This is a genomic window from Legionella clemsonensis (genome assembly GCF_002240035.1).
Lineage (GTDB): Bacteria > Pseudomonadota > Gammaproteobacteria > Legionellales > Legionellaceae > Tatlockia > Tatlockia clemsonensis.
On the sequence record NZ_CP016397.1, the window covers coordinates 831,982 to 851,019 of the forward strand.

A 19,038-nucleotide genomic window follows, 5' to 3' on the forward strand; every position below is an offset into this window, starting at 1 on the left:
AGAGATCCTGATTCTAAGGGTGATGATTCTCGTTAATTAAATGATTCTATAAAAAAAAAAATTAAAAAAACAGACAATTAATAAATAAGCCTTACACAGGAATAATTTTAAGTGGTCATTGCGAACAAGTGAAGCCATTCAAAACAGATTTAGTTTTCAAAACTAGTATTAGATTACTTCGCTGGCGCTCGCAAGGACTTAATTTCAATATGAAATGTTGTATTCTCATGACACTTTGGGTTGCAAAGAAGATTCTACTTTTTTCTCCTTGTTATTGGTCCTTTTGAACATTCTAAAATTCTCGCCGACTGGCCCTGTTTCTTCTGATGATTTCTCTTCAGGTATTGTCCCTAAACTAGGCTCTCTTTGAACTGATTTTTGTGTAGTTTTCATGCTATTTTGTGTGTGATCATGGATTGTACCTGCACTCATTGCTTGAGCTTGGTGCGAGTCACCTGTAGGCGCTTTCCCCTCTAATTCAGGTCTTTTTTCATATATACTTTGAAGCAGGTGACGTCCACTGTTACTTTGTCTCAATACCATTAATAAATTTGTTTTTTCTTGTGTTTTTCTACAGATAACAGGCCTGAGCAATTCTGTATGTGAAATTAGCTTAAGAAGCGCTTCATTTTCCTGAATTAATTTTGCTAAAATTTTTAGACCTTCTTCACCACTGCATGCTAACCAATGTAAGCAACATGAACCCATTTCCTTCTCTGTATCAATAACCGTAGTCCAGGCAGAAGCTGGAATTTCTTTAAGATAGTTTGGATTTGCCTGCAATAACTCAGTCAATGTAGGAATACCATAATGTGCATGACAGAGATATTGTAGAGGTGTAGAGGAATAATTGAATAAAGGAGGGCCAATTTTGATTATTAAATCTTTGGCAGGAAAAAATTTTACAAAAGATCGATCTTGTCGTAATTTTTCGCATAATAACAATCGCCCTTCGCATGATAGGAGTAGAGCGTAACTAGGCCTCAATGAGAAGGGCTGGAGATTAGGAAGGGTTCTATCAACTCCTGAAAATGTCAGTAAGGTGTGACTTATACAATTATCAAGAGTTGTTGGATATTCTGAGAATATCTGTCTTATTTTTTGTATGCCATTTTGGCTACGGCTAAAGCCATCTAAAAGACTCTGTGGAATTGCTTCTATTCTTGCATGAGTCTTAAGAGTCAATAGCTGTGATGTAAGAGTTTCCATCTCCGGGGTTAGAAACTTATCTAGCAAGTCACTTAGTCCGTAGTGATAAACCAGCCAATATAAAGGAGAAGTATTTACAAGCATTGGAGGAGACTTGTCAGTTAATAGTTGTGTTAATTGAGTGTAGGAAACTTCTGTTGGTAACTGGGGATTATTTTCCAGAAGCTGGTTCAAAACTCTATGTCCTAAAAGATCCGATGTCAGATAATAAAATGCAGTGGTATAGGCGTATTTTTCTGCTTCTTCTGGTCGCATACGTAATAAGTCGGAAGAATGAAGTCCCTTCCTAATGTTTTCATTTAAATCCAGTAATGCAACAAGTAACTGACGACCGTCAGAACAAGTGGTTAACCAGTAAAAAGGAGTTGCATTTACATCTGATTTGAAAGCACTTGCACTCGTTATTGGTCGAATAAAATCTTCCAGTTTTAAATCAGTTGCAAGTTTTTTGTTTAAATTAAATAGATTTTTTAATACAAGTCGACCTGCAGCATTAAAACTCAGCCAATAAAGTGGAGAGACATCTTCGTCCTTAACAGTTAAACCCAAATCCTTGGCGGAAATATAATTTGCAATGGCAGGTTTTAATTTTAAAAGTTCATTTAACCAGGTGCACCCCTCATTCATTTTAGATAGAGTGTACAATGCGCGCATTCTCTTTTTATTTGGGGTGAGCGCGGACGCTAATTTTTCTGCTGGAATTTTAGCAATGATATCTGGTTTAAGTTCTAATATTTTCTTAAAGACTGAAAAATGCTCTCTGTCCATAGTCAGCCAAAAGAAAGCCATCTCAAGTTCTGGCGAGGGGATAGAAAATAAAGTCTCGATTAATTCTTCAGCGGACAGGTTTGCTATAAGCTCTGGATTCCTATCAATCCATTCACCTAATAGCACGGGTGAAGAAAAACATAACCAGAAAAAGGGCGAGGTATTTTTAAAATTATTCTTGTCAACGGGTTTCATCAATGCAGGGGATAATTCAGTAATTAATTTTTGATTGTTCTTTAATATCAACCGCAATAAATTACTGTCATTGGGAAAATTTGAATCGTTATTAGAGAAAAGTTGAGCCGTAACTAAATGCATTAACGCAAAATTATCTTTTGTCATATAACTGGTAGTCATATCTAAAGAAGATAGATTTAGTAGGATTGGATTTTTTTTGAACAAAATAGATAAAATTTCATGACCTTCGGGCTTTTGAGTCAAATCTAGAAAAATTGTGCTTTCTTCTTCGCCGTAAGAATATTTTTGCGTCAGAAATTCCGGTAATAAGTACCTGGCTATTGCGGGGATATATTTGAGTAAATTATACAGTCTATTCTGTCTAAATAATTCCAGAAAAAGAGGGCGGCCATTAAAATCACCCAGTAAACCCTCCGCTATCATTTTGATGTATTTTTGATTTTCTACTACAGACAGTAATAATTTTTCATGCTGTTCCAGCTCTAATGACTTTTTATGTTGTGCTGGCACAGACGCTAATAGTTTTTTATGTTGCTCTAACTCCGATTGCGAGAATAATTCAGGATGTTTTAAAACGGCCTCCAAAAGCTTTTTATGTGACTCTACTACTGTTCTATATTTTGCTGGGATACGCGCTATCTTTTTAGATTGATCTGGCGATACTAACCATTTTTTAAGTTGTTCCAGTGCAGAGGTAAATATTTCTTCTGGCTGTTCCAACACAGAAGCTAATAACCTGAGGTTATCTTCTTTGGCAATAAAATCGATAAAATTACACGAATCACCCTTAGGTTGAAAAAAATACTCAGTAATTAGCGGGCTATTAAGTAATTTTGCGAGTAATTTTCTTGAAAAATTAGCTGGAAACTTAAGTTCAGCTCCTGGAGCTCCATGCTTTCCTTTGGCTGGTAGTGATTGGTGACTAGTTTTTTCAGTTTTTATGGCTTCAGGGTTTGTCGAAGAGTATTCAACATCTTGTGTTACAGGCTCAACATTCTCTTTAAGTTTCTCCACTTCAATTCTTGTGGCAATTTCCTCATTGCCGTGCTGTCGTTGTTTATCCGCTTCTTTAAGCCAATCAGTTTGATAATCCTCTGCAAGTTCAAGGTGTAAGAGCGTGTTCTGATTAGCAATGGCGTTTTGTAATACCTCGCTAAGCTGCACTATTTGTGTAATATCCTGGACAATAATCAAATTCTTTTTAGTTCTGGTAAATGTCGTAAATATTTTGTTCCATAAAGGCCCGACGCTTGAATTTCTTTGACCCTGTTTAGCGCGATGCATTGGTGCAACCAGAGTGCCTTCCTTAATTTTATTCTTAAGTTGTGCATTAGCTTGTTTAAACTCCTCTTTGTCAAATAAGCGAAATACAACAACAGTTTGATACTCAAGTCCTTTAATTTGTTCAGGCGTAAACACAAGAGGAGTTTGGAAAAGTTTTATTGCTTCGTCTTTAAATTCCTCATAAGTCACCACGACAAGTTCTTTCTGACGTAACTTTAGTAGTTCTTCGGTTGCGGAGTAATTAAGCCACTGTACAAACCCCGTTTCAGTTTGCGAATCAGAGACAGATGAAATCGTTGTAAATTCTTTTTTATCAGCGATACCACCAGTCAAGCTATTTTTGATTTCAATCACTTTATTGGCTAATTTAACAATCGCAGGAGGACAGCGATAAGTAGCACTTAATGGCAAATGTTGCGCTTTATAATGACGTTCACTCAACATTTGCAGCAAATAATCGCGTTTGGCTTGCTCATCTTCCAGACTTTGATGCGTATCCATGCATGCAGCCAATTGGCATTCTTTGGCCAAGTCGCGTAAATTTTTCAGCTGATAATGGGATAAATCCTGGGCTTCATCGACAACAATAAGTGAATAAGCAGGGTTCATTTGCAATGGATAAAGTGCAGGATCAAGACGTTTTGTTTCTTTAAGATGGAGTAAATAGGCTTTTGCTATTTCTAACATCCATTGCTTTTCATTTGCACCATAAATCAATGATTGACGCTCACCGAGCTTTAAGTAGTCTTCAGGTGTATAAGCTGTAAGAATTCGTAATTCCCGATAGAGGAGAGGAGCTTGTTTTAAGAAAACCTCATAACCTGTAATCGTTTTTTTACGATGTTTTTGTTTAGCATTGTATTGCTTAAACCACGTTTGAAAATACGGCTCCCCAACTGTTTCTTGCGCTACATTTAATTTATTTAAAAGCTCTATATAGGTACAAAATTGTACTGAATTAGGTGGTAAATTTTGAGCAGCAGGTAATTCTTTCCAAGCTGTTTCGAGTAGCTTTTTTAAAGGCTCAGATTGGGTAACATACAAAATAGGAGCATCATTATGGGCTTGCTGACTAACTGCCTGCTCTAAAAGTGAAAGGGCAACACAGGATTTTCCTGAACCAGGTGGACCACTAATCACAGCCGGAAGCGTTGCGCCTCTCGCGATTTGTTGCTCATCATTGAACTCAATATACATTTGGTGGTAGTAGTTAATGGGGGCAAACTGCAATGAGGGAGCCAACTCTGGCGCCTCTTGAGTAAGCAATGGAACTTTATTGATAGCAATAAAATTACTGTGATCGATTTGCTGGACAATTCCGTCGGCATTTTTTTTCAGATAATTTTTTAATACGGAAGGATTAAAAAAGGAACATTTTCTGTAATCATGGTTTAATACCACGTCCAACAAAAGCAGGTAGGATTTTCCCTCTTTCTCAAATGTAGTAAATATTAAACGATCGCTTTTATTTACACGGACACTGTAAACACGGTGGCCATCAAGCTGTTTTAAATCCAAATCAGCGGCTTTGTAATTACCTTGAGCCAGCTTACTAATTGTTGCCTGATAGGGCGCAAATAATTCAGCATCTCCTACAATACCTTGCCAGTAATAGACCTTAACTTTACCCATAGTATCTAAATTGCCTAATTTTTAATCTGAGTAATAATAACTCAATAAGGGCAAAAAATGGATGTGCATATTTACCCATATAGTTTAAATTCGAGGTTCATAAAAAAATCAAATTGAGTTCGGCATGTTTTTTACATCTGTATAAGGCTCGCAATAGACGCGATTCCAATTTTTGTTTCCAAGCCGTTTCGCCTTAGTTCTACAGGTTTTGCATGGAAACTAAGGGGGGAGGTAATCAACTGTACCGTTATTTATCCAAGTTATGCCAATTCAATAGAATGTCTGTTATTATTCGGCGCAAAAATTATCTGATTTTTGATCATTCTGAAGCAGATTATAATATTGAGGTGCATCAGAATCTCCGTGGTCCATTAATTCAGATTAAGGTTGATTTCTATTGGGGGCATTATTGTGTTTGTAATCACTGGTGGCGGCAGTGGAATTGGGCGTGCATTGGCACAACATCTAGCCACGCAGAAAAAAGAAGTGTTAATTATCGGAAGACGGGAGAAAGCGCTGGCGAAGACAGCTTCTTTTTCCCCCCTTATTTCTTCTCTTGCTGCCGATGTGTCAACCAAAGAAGGCAGAGAGCAAATTGCATCACAGTTGCAGTCTAAGAAACCTATCGATGGATTAATTCATAATGCGGGTATAATCGAACCTATCACTCCTATTGCTGATATTGATGAATCATCATGGCGGCAGACATTAGCAACCAATCTTGAGGCGCCTTTATTTTTAACCCAACTGCTGTTACCCCAATTAAAAAAAGGACGTGTTCTTAATATAGGTTCCGGCGCGGCTTATTTTCCAGTAACAGGATGGGCAGCCTATTGTGTCTCAAAAGCGGCCTTATCCATGTTAACCCGCTGCTGGCAATTGGAAAATCATGAGACAGCGTTTGCTTCAGTGATGCCAGGAATCATTGATACCGATATGCAGGCTTTAATTCGTCAGGCGCAATTTATGGATGAAGAAAAACTGCATTTTTTTCATACCTTAAAAGCCGAGAAACGTTTATTAACCACGGAAACTGTTGCTCTTTTTCTAAGTTGGTTGCTTCTTAAGGTAAGTCGAGATGAATTTATTGCCAGGGAATGGGACATTTATGATAAAAGTCACCACCAGTTTTGGCTTATCCCCTCTCATGAAGTGCCTGAGTGGGAGAGCTAATGATCGACTGTGAGCGCTTATTACTCAATGCAACAACGATTAATGCTGCCGGTGAGGAATGTCAGCATCAGGCCATTGCTATTTCAAATGAGCATATCGTTTGGTGCGGTGATATGGCGAATCTTCCAACTGACTATAAACAACATGCCATAGCGATCCATGAGTGTGATGGTCAATTGGTGACACCTGGCCTTATCGATTGCCATACCCATTTGGTTTATGCAGGAAACCGTGCTAATGAATTTAAACAGCGGTTACTAGGAAAAACCTATGCGGAAATTGCAAAAGCAGGTGGGGGTATTTTATCCACCGTTCGACTCACAAGAGCAGTGTCTGAAGACGAGCTATTCGAACAATCGTTGCCAAGAATGTTAGCCATGCGGGCCGAGGGTGTTACTACGGTTGAAATTAAATCAGGTTATGGTCTTGATTTAAAAAATGAGATAAAAATGCTTCGTGTTGCCAGACAACTAGGTGCAATGAGCGGCATTCGCGTGAGAACCACATTTTTAGGCGCTCATGCAGTACCACCGGAATTTAATAATGCGCAAGGCTATACGGATTTTTTATGCTCTGACATGCTACCGGCAGTAGCAGAGGCAGGTTTGGCCGATGCAGTTGATGTTTTTTGTGAGTCAATTGGTTTTAATCTGGCGCAAACAGAGCAGCTTTTTATAAGAGCAAGAGCCCTTGGATTACCTGTTAAATGTCATGCGGAACAATTATCAAATCTGGGTGCGAGCAAATTGGCTGCTGAGTTTGGTGCCTTGTCTTGTGATCATCTGGAATATTTGGATAATGCAGGGATTGTTGCGATGGCTCATAGCGGTACTGTCGCTGTATTATTGCCAGGAGCCTATTATTTTCTGCGAGAAAAGAGAAAACCTCCAGTGGATAATTTGCGTAAGATGAACATTGGTATGGCTATCGCTACCGACTCAAATCCTGGTTCATCACCAACCACCTCATTAACACTGATGCTCAATATGGCCTGTCAATTGTTTGGCCTAACTGTTGCTGAAGCCTTGGCAGGTGTAACGTCTCATGCAGCCAAAGCACTTGGTTTGGAGCAAGAAACAGGTTCAATTGCGGTAGGATTAAAGGCGGACTTGATACGCTGGTCAACCAATCAAAGTGCAGTTCTTTGTTACCATTTTGGTTACCCATTGGAACATAGCACCATGATCGCTGGAAACTGGTTAAGCATTTAATATGAGGAGTAGAATCATGCAAAAATGGCTGAGTGGATTAATAGCATTGATTATTTTCGCAGTAAATCCGGTTTGGGCTGAATCGCCAACAACAGTAACCATAAAAAAAGAAACCCCCACGTTTGATTTAGATATTAAATATCCACAAGGGTTTGCCAATAGAAATATTGATAAAGTGATAAAGGCTTTTATTGACGAAACGCAGCAAGCAGATTCTAATCCAGACGCGAGTACAGCAAGTACTTCAGGAAAAAACAGCCTCTATATTGACTACAAGCTTCCATTTCAGAATGAAAAAGCAGTGAGTTTATTATTTACAGTGTCCGTTTATAGTGGCGGTGCTCACCCCAATAATACCGTAAAAACGTTTAATTTTATCGAGGGGCAAGAGATTACATTAGCGGACGTGTTTAAACCGGAAAGTCCTTATTTGTCTCAAATTGCCAAAGTGAGTCGTGCTGCTATTCTTGAGAAAAAACTCTCTGATGAAAAATGGGTAATTACCGGAACAGAGCCAACTGCCGACAATTATCGCAACTGGAATTTTACGAAAGATGGAATAGCCATTGTTTTTGATACTTATCAGGTAGCAGCGTATGTTTACGGACCACAAACCGTGGAAATTCCTCGATCAAAACTTGCAAATTGGTTACGCCCGGAAATAGCCAAAGTACTATGGGGTACTCAATGAATAAATCTGCTCCGTTTATAACAGCGGATAAAAAAGTCGGAGAATTAACATTTCGTGTAGTAGTCCTTGCTATTATTCTTACCGTATTATTGGCATTATCGAATGCTTATCTGGCATTGAAATTAGGCATTTTAACCTCGGCGTCGATTCCTGCTGCCATTATTTCAATGGGGATTCTACGATTTTTTAAAGACGCTACAATTCTGGAAAATAATGCAGTGCAAACGGCTGCCTCTGCGGGCGAGGCAGTTGCAGGTGGAATTGTTTATACCATTCCGGCCTTAATTATTATTCAATATTGGAATGGATTTGATTACCTTACCAATTTTTTAATTGCGGCAACGGGTGGAATATTGGGAGTTTTGTTTTCTATCCCCTTGCGTCGGGTTCTGGTTAATGAGCCTGTTCTTAAGTTTCCTGAGGGGCGAGCTATTGCGGAGGTACTGAAATCTTCTGCTGAAAAAGCTGGCATTCACGATATTTTTTTAGGCGGTGCAGTTGGTGGTTTTCTTGAACTTTTACAAACAGGATTTAAAGTAATTGCCAACAATTGGAGTTATTGGTTTGTCGCAAGGCGCTCGTTGTTTGGTTTTGGTGCAGGATTTTCAGCAACAATGATAGGTGCTGGTTATTTAGTAGGCCATGAAATGGCGCTCAGTATCTTTTTAGGCGCCATCATTTCCTGGTTAATAGCCATGCCTGTTGTAAGCCAATTTTATCCTCAATTCTTAGAGCAATACTCTGCTGATCAAGCTGCCGGATTTTTGTGGAATAGCGAGATGAGGTATTTAGGAATAGGTGCAATGCTTTTTGCAGGAACCTGGACATTTTTAAAATTAATAAAACCTCTGATAAAAAGCATGCAAGTATCATTCCGTGCTTTCATGACTAAAAGCCATTCAGAGGCTCAGTTACCGCGCACTGATAAAGATATCCCTATGCCATTTATTATTATTGGAATATTTATTATGGCAGCTATATTATTTTTATTTTTTCAGTTTATTTTTCCTTTGGAAGAAGTTGGTCTTGATGGCGATTTTAGTCCAAGCATCATATTTGGTGCTGTTCTTTATATTTTAATCATAGGCTCTTTGTTTTCGGTGATTACCGCTTATTTTTCAGGCATGGTAGGTGTTACTGCAAGCCCCGGTAGTTCTGTTGTTATTGCTGGGATGCTATTTGCCGCCTGGATATTATTAACGGTGATGAATCATTTGTTCTCATCGCCGCTAACCAATGAACAAATTAGAGCAGCTGAAGCAATTACTATTATTATTGGTTCAGTGGTGACTGGAATTGCAGCAATTGCTAACGATAATACCCAGGATTTAAAAGTAGGACAGTTAGTTGGTGCGACTCCCTGGAAACAACAAGTTATGCTGTTACTGGGAGTAGTTATTTCTTCACTGGTCATTCCTCCTGTGATGCAACTTTTGTTTGATGTCTATGGAATAGCAGGCGTTATGCCTCATGAAGGTATGGACCCAGGTCAAACCTTACCAGCTCCTACAGCTGCATTAATGGCTGCAATCACAGAAGCGGTTTTTCGTAACACACTTCCCTGGACAATGATGTTTGTTGGTGCAGGTATTATCTTATTAATAATTATTTTGAATCGTGTATTACAATTGGCCCGTTTTATAAGATTATCTATTTTGGGCGTAGCTATTGGGATGTATTTACCCTTGGCATCCTCATTTCCATTATTTCTAGGTGGCATGATAGCAATGGTTGTGCAATGGCGTTTGAACAAGCGAGCTTTAGCTGAAGAAGAAAAGCATTATCGAAGGCAAAAGGGGGTATTAATTGCCTGCGGCCTTGTTGCTGGCTCGGCGTTGGTTGATGTACTATTGGCAATTCCTTTTTCTATTTTTCACACGCCCGATGCTTTGACTCTTGTTGGTCGAGATTGGAATAACTATGGCAGTATACTGGGAGTATTATCTACATTACTGCTTGCCGGGTGGATTGGACATCGCGTATGTGGTAAGGTTTAAAAGGATCACTGATGATTATCTATGAAGTGAATTTGGAGATTGAGGTTGCTATTTTTGATGCATACATGCACTGGCTAAGACCTCATATCAAGGATTTACTGACAATAGAGGGGTTTATCAAGGCTGATTTATTAGTTGATATGGATAGCAAAGACAAAGGAATTAGAAAAATTATCGTTGCTTACTATATCAAAAATTATGAAGCCTACAGTAACTATCTAATTAATCATGCAACTCAAATGCGTGAAGAGGCTCTCAAACGTTTTAATGGGCAATTTAATGCTTCCCGACGTGTACTAAAGTTGGAAGACACGTATTCTCTGTGATAGAGACTTCTAATATTGAATTTGCTAAAACCCCGTCTGTATAGTCGTTAGTCAAATATAACCTGATTTTAAAGGTTTTTCACTAAACCGTGTAAGATTGTCGCTTGCATGGTGATTTTTTATTGTTTTAGGAGTTTGACCTACTAAGGAGAGAATCAATGTTAGAGAAGAATACCAAGTCCACTATAAAAATTTTTTCCTTCACCACGCTATGTTTTTTCTTACAAGCGCAAATTGCCTACAGCGCGACGCAGCTTGGCCAGGGAATCTATTATGATGAACAACAAATTGCAAAACTTGCTCAAAAATATCCTGGACGCGTTTCAAAGGATGCAGGCTACCCGCTGATTGATAATTACTCCACTTTAAAATCAGTCTTTCGTGGAAGTCAATTTGGCCTTAGCAATAAGCCTGTAACCACAGGGCTCTGGTGGACACCTCTGCTAGCTGTTGATAAGCCAGCCTCTCAAATACAAGATAGGGATTATCTTTCGCCGCTATTACTGATTCCAAATCCACTGACTGTGCGATTAACTGAGCAAGGTATTTCTCTTGGGATCCCTTTACAAAGTGCCAAAGTTGATAATGTGCATGTGGACAGAGGTTACGATAATACACTCGATGTCACTGTTACAACGGGTGATTTAGGCGGAACAGCGCCACTCGTTGCTGATTATTCGGATTGGATGGTAAAAGCAGAATGGGCTCGCAATAATATCCCCTTGCTTGCTGCCAGTATTATAGAAGGCTCCCCCTTTGTTTTTCTTGAAAGAAAAAATAATCAAACGGCCTCCTATCTGCAGTTCAATAATTCACAAGAGGCAAAATTGTTAAGTCAGAGCGCAGGCTTAAGCGTATTCAAAACGAAAAATGCCTCAGATCCGGGCTATCGCTATTATGCTTATTTTACCAATCCTGATTCGTCAATTAATCCGTGGAAAACAGGTGCTGGCACTGTCATTGTTCCAGTCAATCAGGGTGGTAGTGGAAATATCGTACCCGGAACGTCTATCAATACCATGGAAAGTAATCGCTATTTTTCCATGGCAGTTATCCCGGCGTCCTCGGATTCAACGGCTATTGAGATAGCTAATCAATTTAAACCCTATGCCTATAGCGTCGTCAAAAGAACTACGATTAGTTACGAATATGATAAAAATAAAGCAGAGGTCATTACTCATTTTAATTTTGATTCTGAAACAGTTTATCAAAATTCATCTCTAAAAAAACAACCGCTGGTTATGGTTTATCCCTGGCAGATAAAAAACATGAATAGCGATTCGAAAGCAAGTTGCCTCTTTCAGGATGATTGCGCCAGCAATAAAGGGATAATACACACTTTAAAAGGAACAATGCATGCCTATGTTGTCCCTGTCGATCCAACATCATCCGGGAAAGCTTCATTTACTACTGAAGTAGCATTTCGAGGCATTCTGCCTGCGCTGCCCAATCGTCTTAGTCAGGCTGAGCTGGATAAATTAGCCAGTTATTCATTCAGTTTACCTCCTGATCCACATTTGGACGCTAAAAATCCCTGGACGGATACTTATGCAACAGGAAAATTATTAAGTCGTGAGGCTCAGCTCATAAAGATAGCCAATATACTCATGGGCTCACCAACCAATCCTAATCCACAGTATAAAAAAATTCGTGATGATCTATTAGCGAATCTAAAGAAACAGGTGACCAGCTTTTTAACCGGTTTAAATTATACCGATCCTTGTCCTGATGGGTCTTCGGATTGTCAACGTCCAGAAGGTAGCTGGTTTTTTACTTACAATAATGAATGGCATACGATGATGGGGTTTCCTAGTGGTTTCTTTACCGCAACGATGCTCACTGATCACCCATTCCATTGGGGTTATCTAGTTGATGGGGCTGCAACCATTGCGCAATTTGATAAAGCTTGGGCTCGCCAATATGGCGCTATGGTTAACCTGCTTATTCGCGATATTTGTAATTACAAATATCAGGACGGAAGTACTGAACCTACTACCTTCCCTCATTTCAGGAGTTTTGATCCCTACGCCGGTTTGTCTTCTGCTTTGGGCATGCCTTATAGTCCTGACAATGTTAATGAGGAAGATAGTGCTGAATTTATGAATCTGGCTCAAGGTATTGTTTTATGGGGCTTAAACACCCAAGGGCTTACTTTTGAAGCCGATGATACATCACCACAAACATTGGTAGAAACCGGTTTATATTTATACACTACTGAAGAACAAGGCTTAAATCATTATCATTTTAACCAAAATCCTGAGTCAGGTGTTTTTCCTCCTGGATGGGCAAACAGTTCAACCGGTCAAAATTATTTATTAGTGGGTAATGTCTGGGGTGGGAAGCTAGACAGATCAACCTATTTTTGTGCAAGACAGCCTTGCTATTATCAAAATCTTGCTTCAAATACTTTACCCATTAGCGCAGGTTCCTTATACCTTGGTTTTGAGCCTGCTTTTGTTAATAAAGCTTACAATGAGGATGCAAAAAATCCTTGTTCAGGTGATGCGTCAAATGCTGCTTATTGTGGGACCTTATTAAAATATCTGGCTCTTGGTGATGCTACAAAAGCTTCCCAATATTATACTCGCTATTTTGATGAGCAGGCTAATACACCTGATCCCGGCGAGTCAAAACCCAGCATTTATTATTGGATTAATAATCTAAAGGCTTTAGGGCATTTAAATAAAACAATCAGTGCCGATACACCTGCCTATGCTGCTTTTGGTGCAGGCAAAAATCTTTATGTAGCAGCTTACAACCATGAGACCTCACCTAAAGCAGTCAATTTTTACCGTGAGGGAAGCCTTGTCTGTCGTTTGGAAAATATACCCGCAGGGGAAATAAAAGGAAGTATTTGTGGTGAGGATGAGCCTGAACCGCCAGTGACTCAATATTCCTATATGATTTATGTCGGTTATCCCTTTAAACCAGTATTGATTAATAATACTATTACCTGTCCTGATCCAGTTACCAAGAATCCGGCATGTTTGGTTAAAAATATTGCTGGTCCGTCAGTTATGACCATTACTGGCAGTAACAGTAATCTGTGTACTTTGGCAATCAATAAAGAGGGTACTGTCTCTGTGAATGGCGAAAAATCAAAAGGCTGCTATATCAATTCAACACCTGCAACACCTGATAAGGCTGGTAGCATTAACTTGCCGGGGGGATTTTAAGAATAAATTCTTGACTTACATTGCATTGGTTACTTTCGTAGCCTTGACGCAGTGTAGTCAAGTTTTTTTCATGAAGGTTATCCAATTGATGCGCTGGCTCAATGCTCTGCTTAAAAGCTCCCCATTTCCGTTTGCTAAACTTAATAATATAGCTTTGAAAAGAAAGGGGAGAGAATCCAATGGGTACAAAGGAAGAAACCAAACAGCCTGATAAGCAGAAAGATATTGCCCAATCTTATAACAAATTTAAAGAATTTGAGGGAAAACGGTATACAGGTATGAAGGTGGGACGTAGTCATTCCTGGATTTATGATGCAGGTCCCTGGAAAGAAACCAAAATAACACCTGATAAATGGGAAATTAATTATACCGTCACTAAAAGACGAAAAGGTAGAGCACCTGAAGGTTCTGGTGTACCTGTGGGAACCAAATACCACTGGTATATTCTGGCGCATCAGATTGTTGAAAAATTAAATGCAAATGATTATTCAACGGAAATGAGAGGCTTAAAATATAAAGTGGCTCATCAACGAGCCAATAAAGATGACTGGAATATTTCAGAGTTAGCTCAGAAAAAGCGTCTAGTGAAAGTGTTAAAAGAAATAATCAGTACTTTGGAAGAAGAGATTGAAGAAGCGGCTGAGAAGAAACAAACTAAACCCAGAAAAGAAAAAGTAATAGCAAAAAAAGAAAATCTGTTGCAGCGCCTAAAAAAGAAAAATCTACCAAGGAAAAGATTGCTGCAAAAGAAGAAAAGAAAAAAGCTGCATCAGTTAAACATCTTCACAAAAAAATGCCTGCCAGAAATGAGCCTTATCATGAAGAGAAAAAAGCCAGGAAGAGCGGACATCGCTAACTGACAAACGAAACATAGTAAAATAGGCAATATTGCTGTGTGCCAAAGAATAACCTATTTGCGTTTTGGTAGTGCTACAAATAATGATCCTGGGTGATTTAGCGCATTTGCCTCCACACCAGCTTGGTTACCCTCGCCCTTGTAGACATCCACATGAGCACCCACAATTGCGCCTCCTGCGTCTTGGGCTACGCACCATGAAGTAGATTTTTTGCAATGATAGATAAAATTCATTCCAATAGGGATAACCTTGTGATCAGTTGCACATGAAGTATGCGGAGTTAGAGCAATATTCTCTGAACCATAAGGCCCCCCCTCTTCTTTGGTAAAGAATACAAAGCTTTGATCGCGATTGCGCAAGTTGTCCGCTTTATCTTGGTTAAGAAGGCTACCTAGATACTGGCGAATTAGCTTTTCTGATGCAGCGCTTTGCCTAATTTCTTTTGATATATTACAGCGTAACTTTGCTTCATCATGGCATTTAGGATTTTTAGCACAATGTTCCATGGCATCCAGGTTGCCCCCACAGGTTGGGTCTTGCGCACATTGGACTATGCGACCAAGCATCGTGCGTGGCCTGCCGTTAGCACTGTCGTAATTGATCCGGAATACTTTACCATCAAGAATTAATGAGCCAGAGCCTTGAAGCATTAAAAAAGCTGGATCATTGGGATCTTTAACGTAACCAATTACATATTTTGGATCTAAAGCCCCACGATTGATTTCCTCTCGGTCTGGCGCTACAGAATACGTGCCATTGGCATTTTTCATACAAAATCCGCGCGGTATTTTGGTAAGCGGGTCAATTCCGCAAAGAGGAGCTTTCAAATTAAATTTTCTGCATTCCAGAGCTACATTAACAACCCCTGGGTTACTGTAGATAGGATATTGAAATACGCCACCACGTTGGGTGCGAGCCTCTAGAGCAGCCGGTGCATAATAGGCGGTAAATTGAAACTCACCTTTTTTAAATCCTGCATAATTTTCAGGCCATCCATCGCTTTTATACCAATCGAACTTGGTTTTAATGGTCGATAAAAATTTTTTAAAATCTCCATGGGCAGCTTTGGCAAGTTGAAGCATTTTTTTATTGGTCTTAAGGCACCATTCTGTATGCTTGAATGTATGACCAGCAATAGTTACTGTCTTAAATTCGCTCTGATTTTTATTGCAGTTTTCAATCTGATTATTTAATGCTTGAATAACTTCCTTCATATTCCCTACCGGGTTATCTAGCGGCAACTCTGATGCTGAAACTTTATGAAACTTAAAACGCAATACCCCGGGTTCTTTGGCAGCTATCTTCTGCCTTGTAGTAATGTCCACAAGCCTTCTGACATCCAAACAACGCTGAATTGGATCAGTGGGAAGGGCTGCTTGAGTCATGATGCTAAAAGTCATTAGAGCAATTATTAACGCTGATTGAAACATGGTCTCCTGCCCTTGTCTGGTTGAATCTTTGCTTTACCAATGATATAGATTATATAGAGTAAGACCAGACATTCAAAGGTATGAATATAGGGGAATTCAGTAATGCCTGGACAAGCCTCCTTGTTTGTCAATAATTCGCAGTATGGTTTGAGACGTAGGGTAACCTTGATACAGCGCAGCTAAATCAAGGTTTTACTCTCAACAAATCCCTAAAGAGACTCTACCGTTTTCTTATGGTGTAACAATTTATCCTTTGTAAGTAATGCCTGAGCAAGCTTTTCTTGTTCTTTGGCAATAATATCCGCGGGAGCATTGTCGGTAAATTTAGGATTTCCAAGTTTATTTTCTGCCAGAGAAATATCTTTGTCTAATTTAATGAGCTCTTTCTGTAGTCGTGCCAACTCAGCATTCTTGTCAATTAATCCCGCCATGGGAATTAATAATTCCAACTCACCCACTATTGCTGAGGCAGAAACAGGGGTTTTTTCATCGTCTTCCATACAATAAATATGAGTCAATTTGCTTAAAGTCAGTAATGTGGTTTGATATTTTTCTACACGTTCTTTGATATCAGGTGTTACATTTTTTAGATATAAAGGAATAAGCTTCGCAGGAGAAATAGTCATCTCACTACGAATAGTACGTATCGATTGAATTACTGCCTTTAGCCAATCGATTTCCTCTTCCACTTCAGGATTAATAAATTCTTCATTAACCTTTGGGAAAGGGCTTAACAGGATGGTTTCACCGTTGGTGCTGGTTAATTTACTGGTGCGTTGCCAAATTTCTTCGGTAATAAAAGGCATAATTGGATGTAATAATTTTAAAATCTGATCAAGCACATGAATTAAGGTACGACGTGTACCTCGTTTCATAGCACCTAAAGCTTGCTGATCATAAAGTACGGATTTTGATAACTCGAGATACCAGTCGCAGTATTCATGCCAAACAAATTCGTAGAGGGTATTGGCCAGCAAATCAAAGCGATAGGTTTCAAAATAATGATGACACTGAGCGATAGTATGCTGTAAACGAGACAGAATCCATTCATCAGCAGGACTGTATTGGAAAGCACCGTCGCCAAAATCAATCTGCTCTTCATCAGTGTTTAACAAAACGTAGCGGGAAGCATTCCACAGTTTGTTACAGAAATTGCGATAGCCTTCAACACGACCCATATCAAAACGTACATTACGGCCAGTGGATGCCAGAGAGCAAAAGGTAAAACGTAAGGCATCAGTACCAAAAGCGGCGATACCCTCTGGAAATTCCTTACGTGTTGTTTTGGCTATCTTGTTGCGAACCGAAGTCAGCATAAGATTTGATGTTCTTTTTTTAACCAGGCTTTCCAAATCAATGCCGTCAATAATATCAATTGGATCAAGTACATTACCCTTGGATTTGGACATTTTATGCCCCTCGCTATCACGAATAAGGCCAGTGATAATGACTTCTTTGAAAGGGACTTTGCCAGTAAATTTAAGTCCCATCATAATCATGCGAGCAACCCAGAAGAAAATAATGTCAAAACCAGTGACTAACACTGAGGTGGGGTAAAATTGTTCAAATTCAGGAGTCCGTTCCGGCCAACCCAAGGTAGAGAAGGGCCACAAGGCGGAAGAAAACCAAGTATCTAAAACATCTTCATCCTGTTTCAAGGAAATGGACTCATCGAGTTTATACTTAAAGCGTACGTCATTCTCGCTATAGCCGACATAGACATGGCCGTGACTATCATACCAGGCGGGAATGCGATGCCCCCACCATAATTGTCGACTTATACACCAGTCCTCAATATTTTCCATCCACTGAAAATAAGTTTTTGTCCAGCTCTCGGGAACAAAACGAATGTCTCCTTTTTTAACTGCTTCAACAGCAGGTTCAGCCAAGGGTTTGATTTTGACATACCATTGATCGGTTAAGAGAGGTTCAATAATAACACCGGATTTTTCTCCTCGAGGGACTTTTAGCTTATGTGGTTCTATTTTAACCAGTAATCCTGCTTTATCCAGATCTTGAACAATTTGCTCACGTGCGACGAAACGATCCATTCCCTGATAATTAAGGGGAGCATTCTTATTAATGGTGCCTTTTTTAGTTAAAATATTAATTAAAGGTAATTCATGACGTTTACCAATTTCATGATCATTGAAATCATGAGCAGGAGTAATTTTTACACAGCCACTGCCAAAATCCTGTTCGACGTAGTCATCAGCAATAATAGGAATCACTCTCTCGCTCAGTGGAAGTTTAATTTGTTTACCAATAAGATGCTTGTAACGTTCGTCTGCAGGATGAACGGCAACTGCTGTATCACCCAGCATGGTTTCAGGACGTGTGGTTGCAATAACAAGCGATTCCTCTGAATCAAGAATAGGGTAACGAATATGCCACAAAAAACCGTCTTCCTCTTCAGAAAGTACTTCGAGATCAGAAACTGCTGTGCCTAACTTGGGATCCCAGTTTACCAGTCGTGTGCCTCGGTAGATTAAGCCTTCGTCATATAATTGCACGAATACTTTCTGCACTGCTGCAGATAAGCCTTCATCCATCGTGAAGCGCTCACGAGACCAGTCGACAGAGGAACCAATGCGACGCATTTGTTGAGTAATTTGATTACCCGATTCTTCTTTCCATTGCCAAACTCTATCTAGAAATTGCTCGCGTGACATGTCTCTGCGTGAAAGACCTTCGGCTTCCAGTTGTCGTTCCACCACTAATTGGGTGGATATCCCTGCATGATCAGTTCCAGGCTGCCAAAGTGTTTTATAACCTTGCATGCGATGGTACCGTATTAATGCATCCATTAACGTGTGTTGAAAACCATGCCCCATGTGTAAACTGCCAGTCACATTGGGTGGAGGCAACATAATACAATAACCCTTACCATCACCACGCGGTGCAAAATAATGGTGGTTTTCCCACTTTTCATAACAAGTTTTTTCAATCGCATGAGGAGAGTAAGTCTTATCCATCGTTTAACCCGTACAAATTAAAGTTGCGCATATTACCATATACCACAGGCATAAATCATCGTTAATCAAAAGAGACTCCAAATCACAGATACCCACGGTATTGAATCAAAA

The 19,038-nt window shown here is 39.5% G+C and carries 10 protein-coding genes; 7 read left to right on the top strand and 3 right to left on the bottom strand.

Annotated elements, in window-relative coordinates; translation table 11 throughout:
- Positions 1–225 precede the first annotated feature (225 nt).
- Complete coding sequence (locus tag clem_RS03620) at positions 226–5,091, bottom strand: DNA/RNA helicase domain-containing protein (protein WP_094090369.1); 4,866 nt, start codon at positions 5,089–5,091, stop codon at positions 226–228.
- Between the two features lie 411 nt (positions 5,092–5,502).
- On the opposite strand from clem_RS03620, the gene clem_RS03625 reads away from it, so the two are divergent.
- The 7 genes from clem_RS03625 to clem_RS14960 all read left to right on the top strand — a co-directional run bounded on the left by clem_RS03625 (position 5,503) and on the right by clem_RS14960 (position 14,525).
- On the top strand, positions 5,503–6,264 hold the full coding sequence (locus tag clem_RS03625; protein WP_094090370.1) for an SDR family oxidoreductase: 762 nt from the start codon (positions 5,503–5,505) through the stop codon (positions 6,262–6,264).
- Positions 6,264–7,475, top strand: coding sequence for an imidazolonepropionase (hutI, locus tag clem_RS03630; RefSeq protein WP_094090371.1), 1,212 nt, complete (start codon positions 6,264–6,266; stop codon positions 7,473–7,475). Before clem_RS03625 ends, hutI begins: the two co-directional genes overlap by 1 nt.
- A 16-nt stretch (positions 7,476–7,491) precedes the next feature.
- Positions 7,492–8,166, top strand: coding sequence for a DUF3298 and DUF4163 domain-containing protein (locus clem_RS03635; RefSeq protein WP_198333182.1), 675 nt, complete (start codon positions 7,492–7,494; stop codon positions 8,164–8,166).
- On the top strand, positions 8,163–10,163 hold the full coding sequence (locus clem_RS03640; RefSeq protein ID WP_094090373.1) for an OPT family oligopeptide transporter: 2,001 nt from the start codon (positions 8,163–8,165) through the stop codon (positions 10,161–10,163). The genes clem_RS03635 and clem_RS03640 overlap by 4 nt, the downstream gene beginning before the upstream one ends.
- Before the next feature lie 11 nt (positions 10,164–10,174).
- Positions 10,175–10,489 (top strand): DUF4286 family protein, encoded by a 315-nt coding sequence (locus clem_RS03645; RefSeq protein ID WP_094090374.1) that lies wholly within the window; start codon positions 10,175–10,177, stop codon positions 10,487–10,489.
- A 158-nt stretch (positions 10,490–10,647) separates the two neighbouring features.
- Positions 10,648–13,665, top strand: a complete 3,018-nt coding sequence (locus clem_RS03650; protein ID WP_094090375.1) for a glycosyl hydrolase — start codon at positions 10,648–10,650, stop codon at positions 13,663–13,665.
- 179 nt (positions 13,666–13,844) lie between these two features.
- Positions 13,845–14,525 carry a hypothetical protein gene (locus clem_RS14960; RefSeq protein WP_198333183.1) on the top strand — a complete coding sequence of 227 codons (681 nt, stop codon included), beginning with the start codon at positions 13,845–13,847 and terminating at the stop codon, positions 14,523–14,525.
- Between the two features lie 50 nt (positions 14,526–14,575).
- Here the strand turns inward: clem_RS14960 and clem_RS03660 are convergent, their stop codons facing one another.
- Together clem_RS03660 and clem_RS03665 are read right to left on the bottom strand one after the other, a co-directional pair.
- The gene (locus clem_RS03660; RefSeq protein ID WP_094090376.1) at positions 14,576–15,952 is read right to left on the bottom strand and encodes an MltA domain-containing protein; all 1,377 of its coding nucleotides are present in this window, start codon (positions 15,950–15,952) and stop codon (positions 14,576–14,578) included.
- Positions 15,953–16,161: 209 nt separating this feature from the next.
- Entirely contained in the window at positions 16,162–18,927 is a 2,766-nt protein-coding gene (locus clem_RS03665) for a valine--tRNA ligase (protein ID WP_094090377.1), read from the bottom strand.
- Between the last annotated feature and the right edge of the window lie 111 nt (positions 18,928–19,038).

Bases quoted from the DNA above. Each gene is read 5' to 3' on its own strand.
- clem_RS03620 (WP_094090369.1), bottom strand. From the start codon at position 5,091: ATGGGTAAAGTTAAGGTCTATTACTGGCAAGGTATTGTAGGAGATGCT.
- hutI (WP_094090371.1), top strand. From the start codon at position 6,264: ATGATCGACTGTGAGCGCTTATTACTCAATGCAACAACGATTAATGCT.
- clem_RS03635 (WP_198333182.1), top strand. From the start codon at position 7,492: ATGCAAAAATGGCTGAGTGGATTAATAGCATTGATTATTTTCGCAGTA.
- clem_RS03640 (WP_094090373.1), top strand. From the start codon at position 8,163: ATGAATAAATCTGCTCCGTTTATAACAGCGGATAAAAAAGTCGGAGAA.
- clem_RS03645 (WP_094090374.1), top strand. From the start codon at position 10,175: ATGATTATCTATGAAGTGAATTTGGAGATTGAGGTTGCTATTTTTGAT.
- clem_RS03650 (WP_094090375.1), top strand. From the start codon at position 10,648: ATGTTAGAGAAGAATACCAAGTCCACTATAAAAATTTTTTCCTTCACC.
- clem_RS14960 (WP_198333183.1), top strand. From the start codon at position 13,845: ATGGGTACAAAGGAAGAAACCAAACAGCCTGATAAGCAGAAAGATATT.
- clem_RS03660 (WP_094090376.1), bottom strand. From the start codon at position 15,952: ATGTTTCAATCAGCGTTAATAATTGCTCTAATGACTTTTAGCATCATG.
- clem_RS03665 (WP_094090377.1), bottom strand. From the start codon at position 18,927: ATGGATAAGACTTACTCTCCTCATGCGATTGAAAAAACTTGTTATGAA.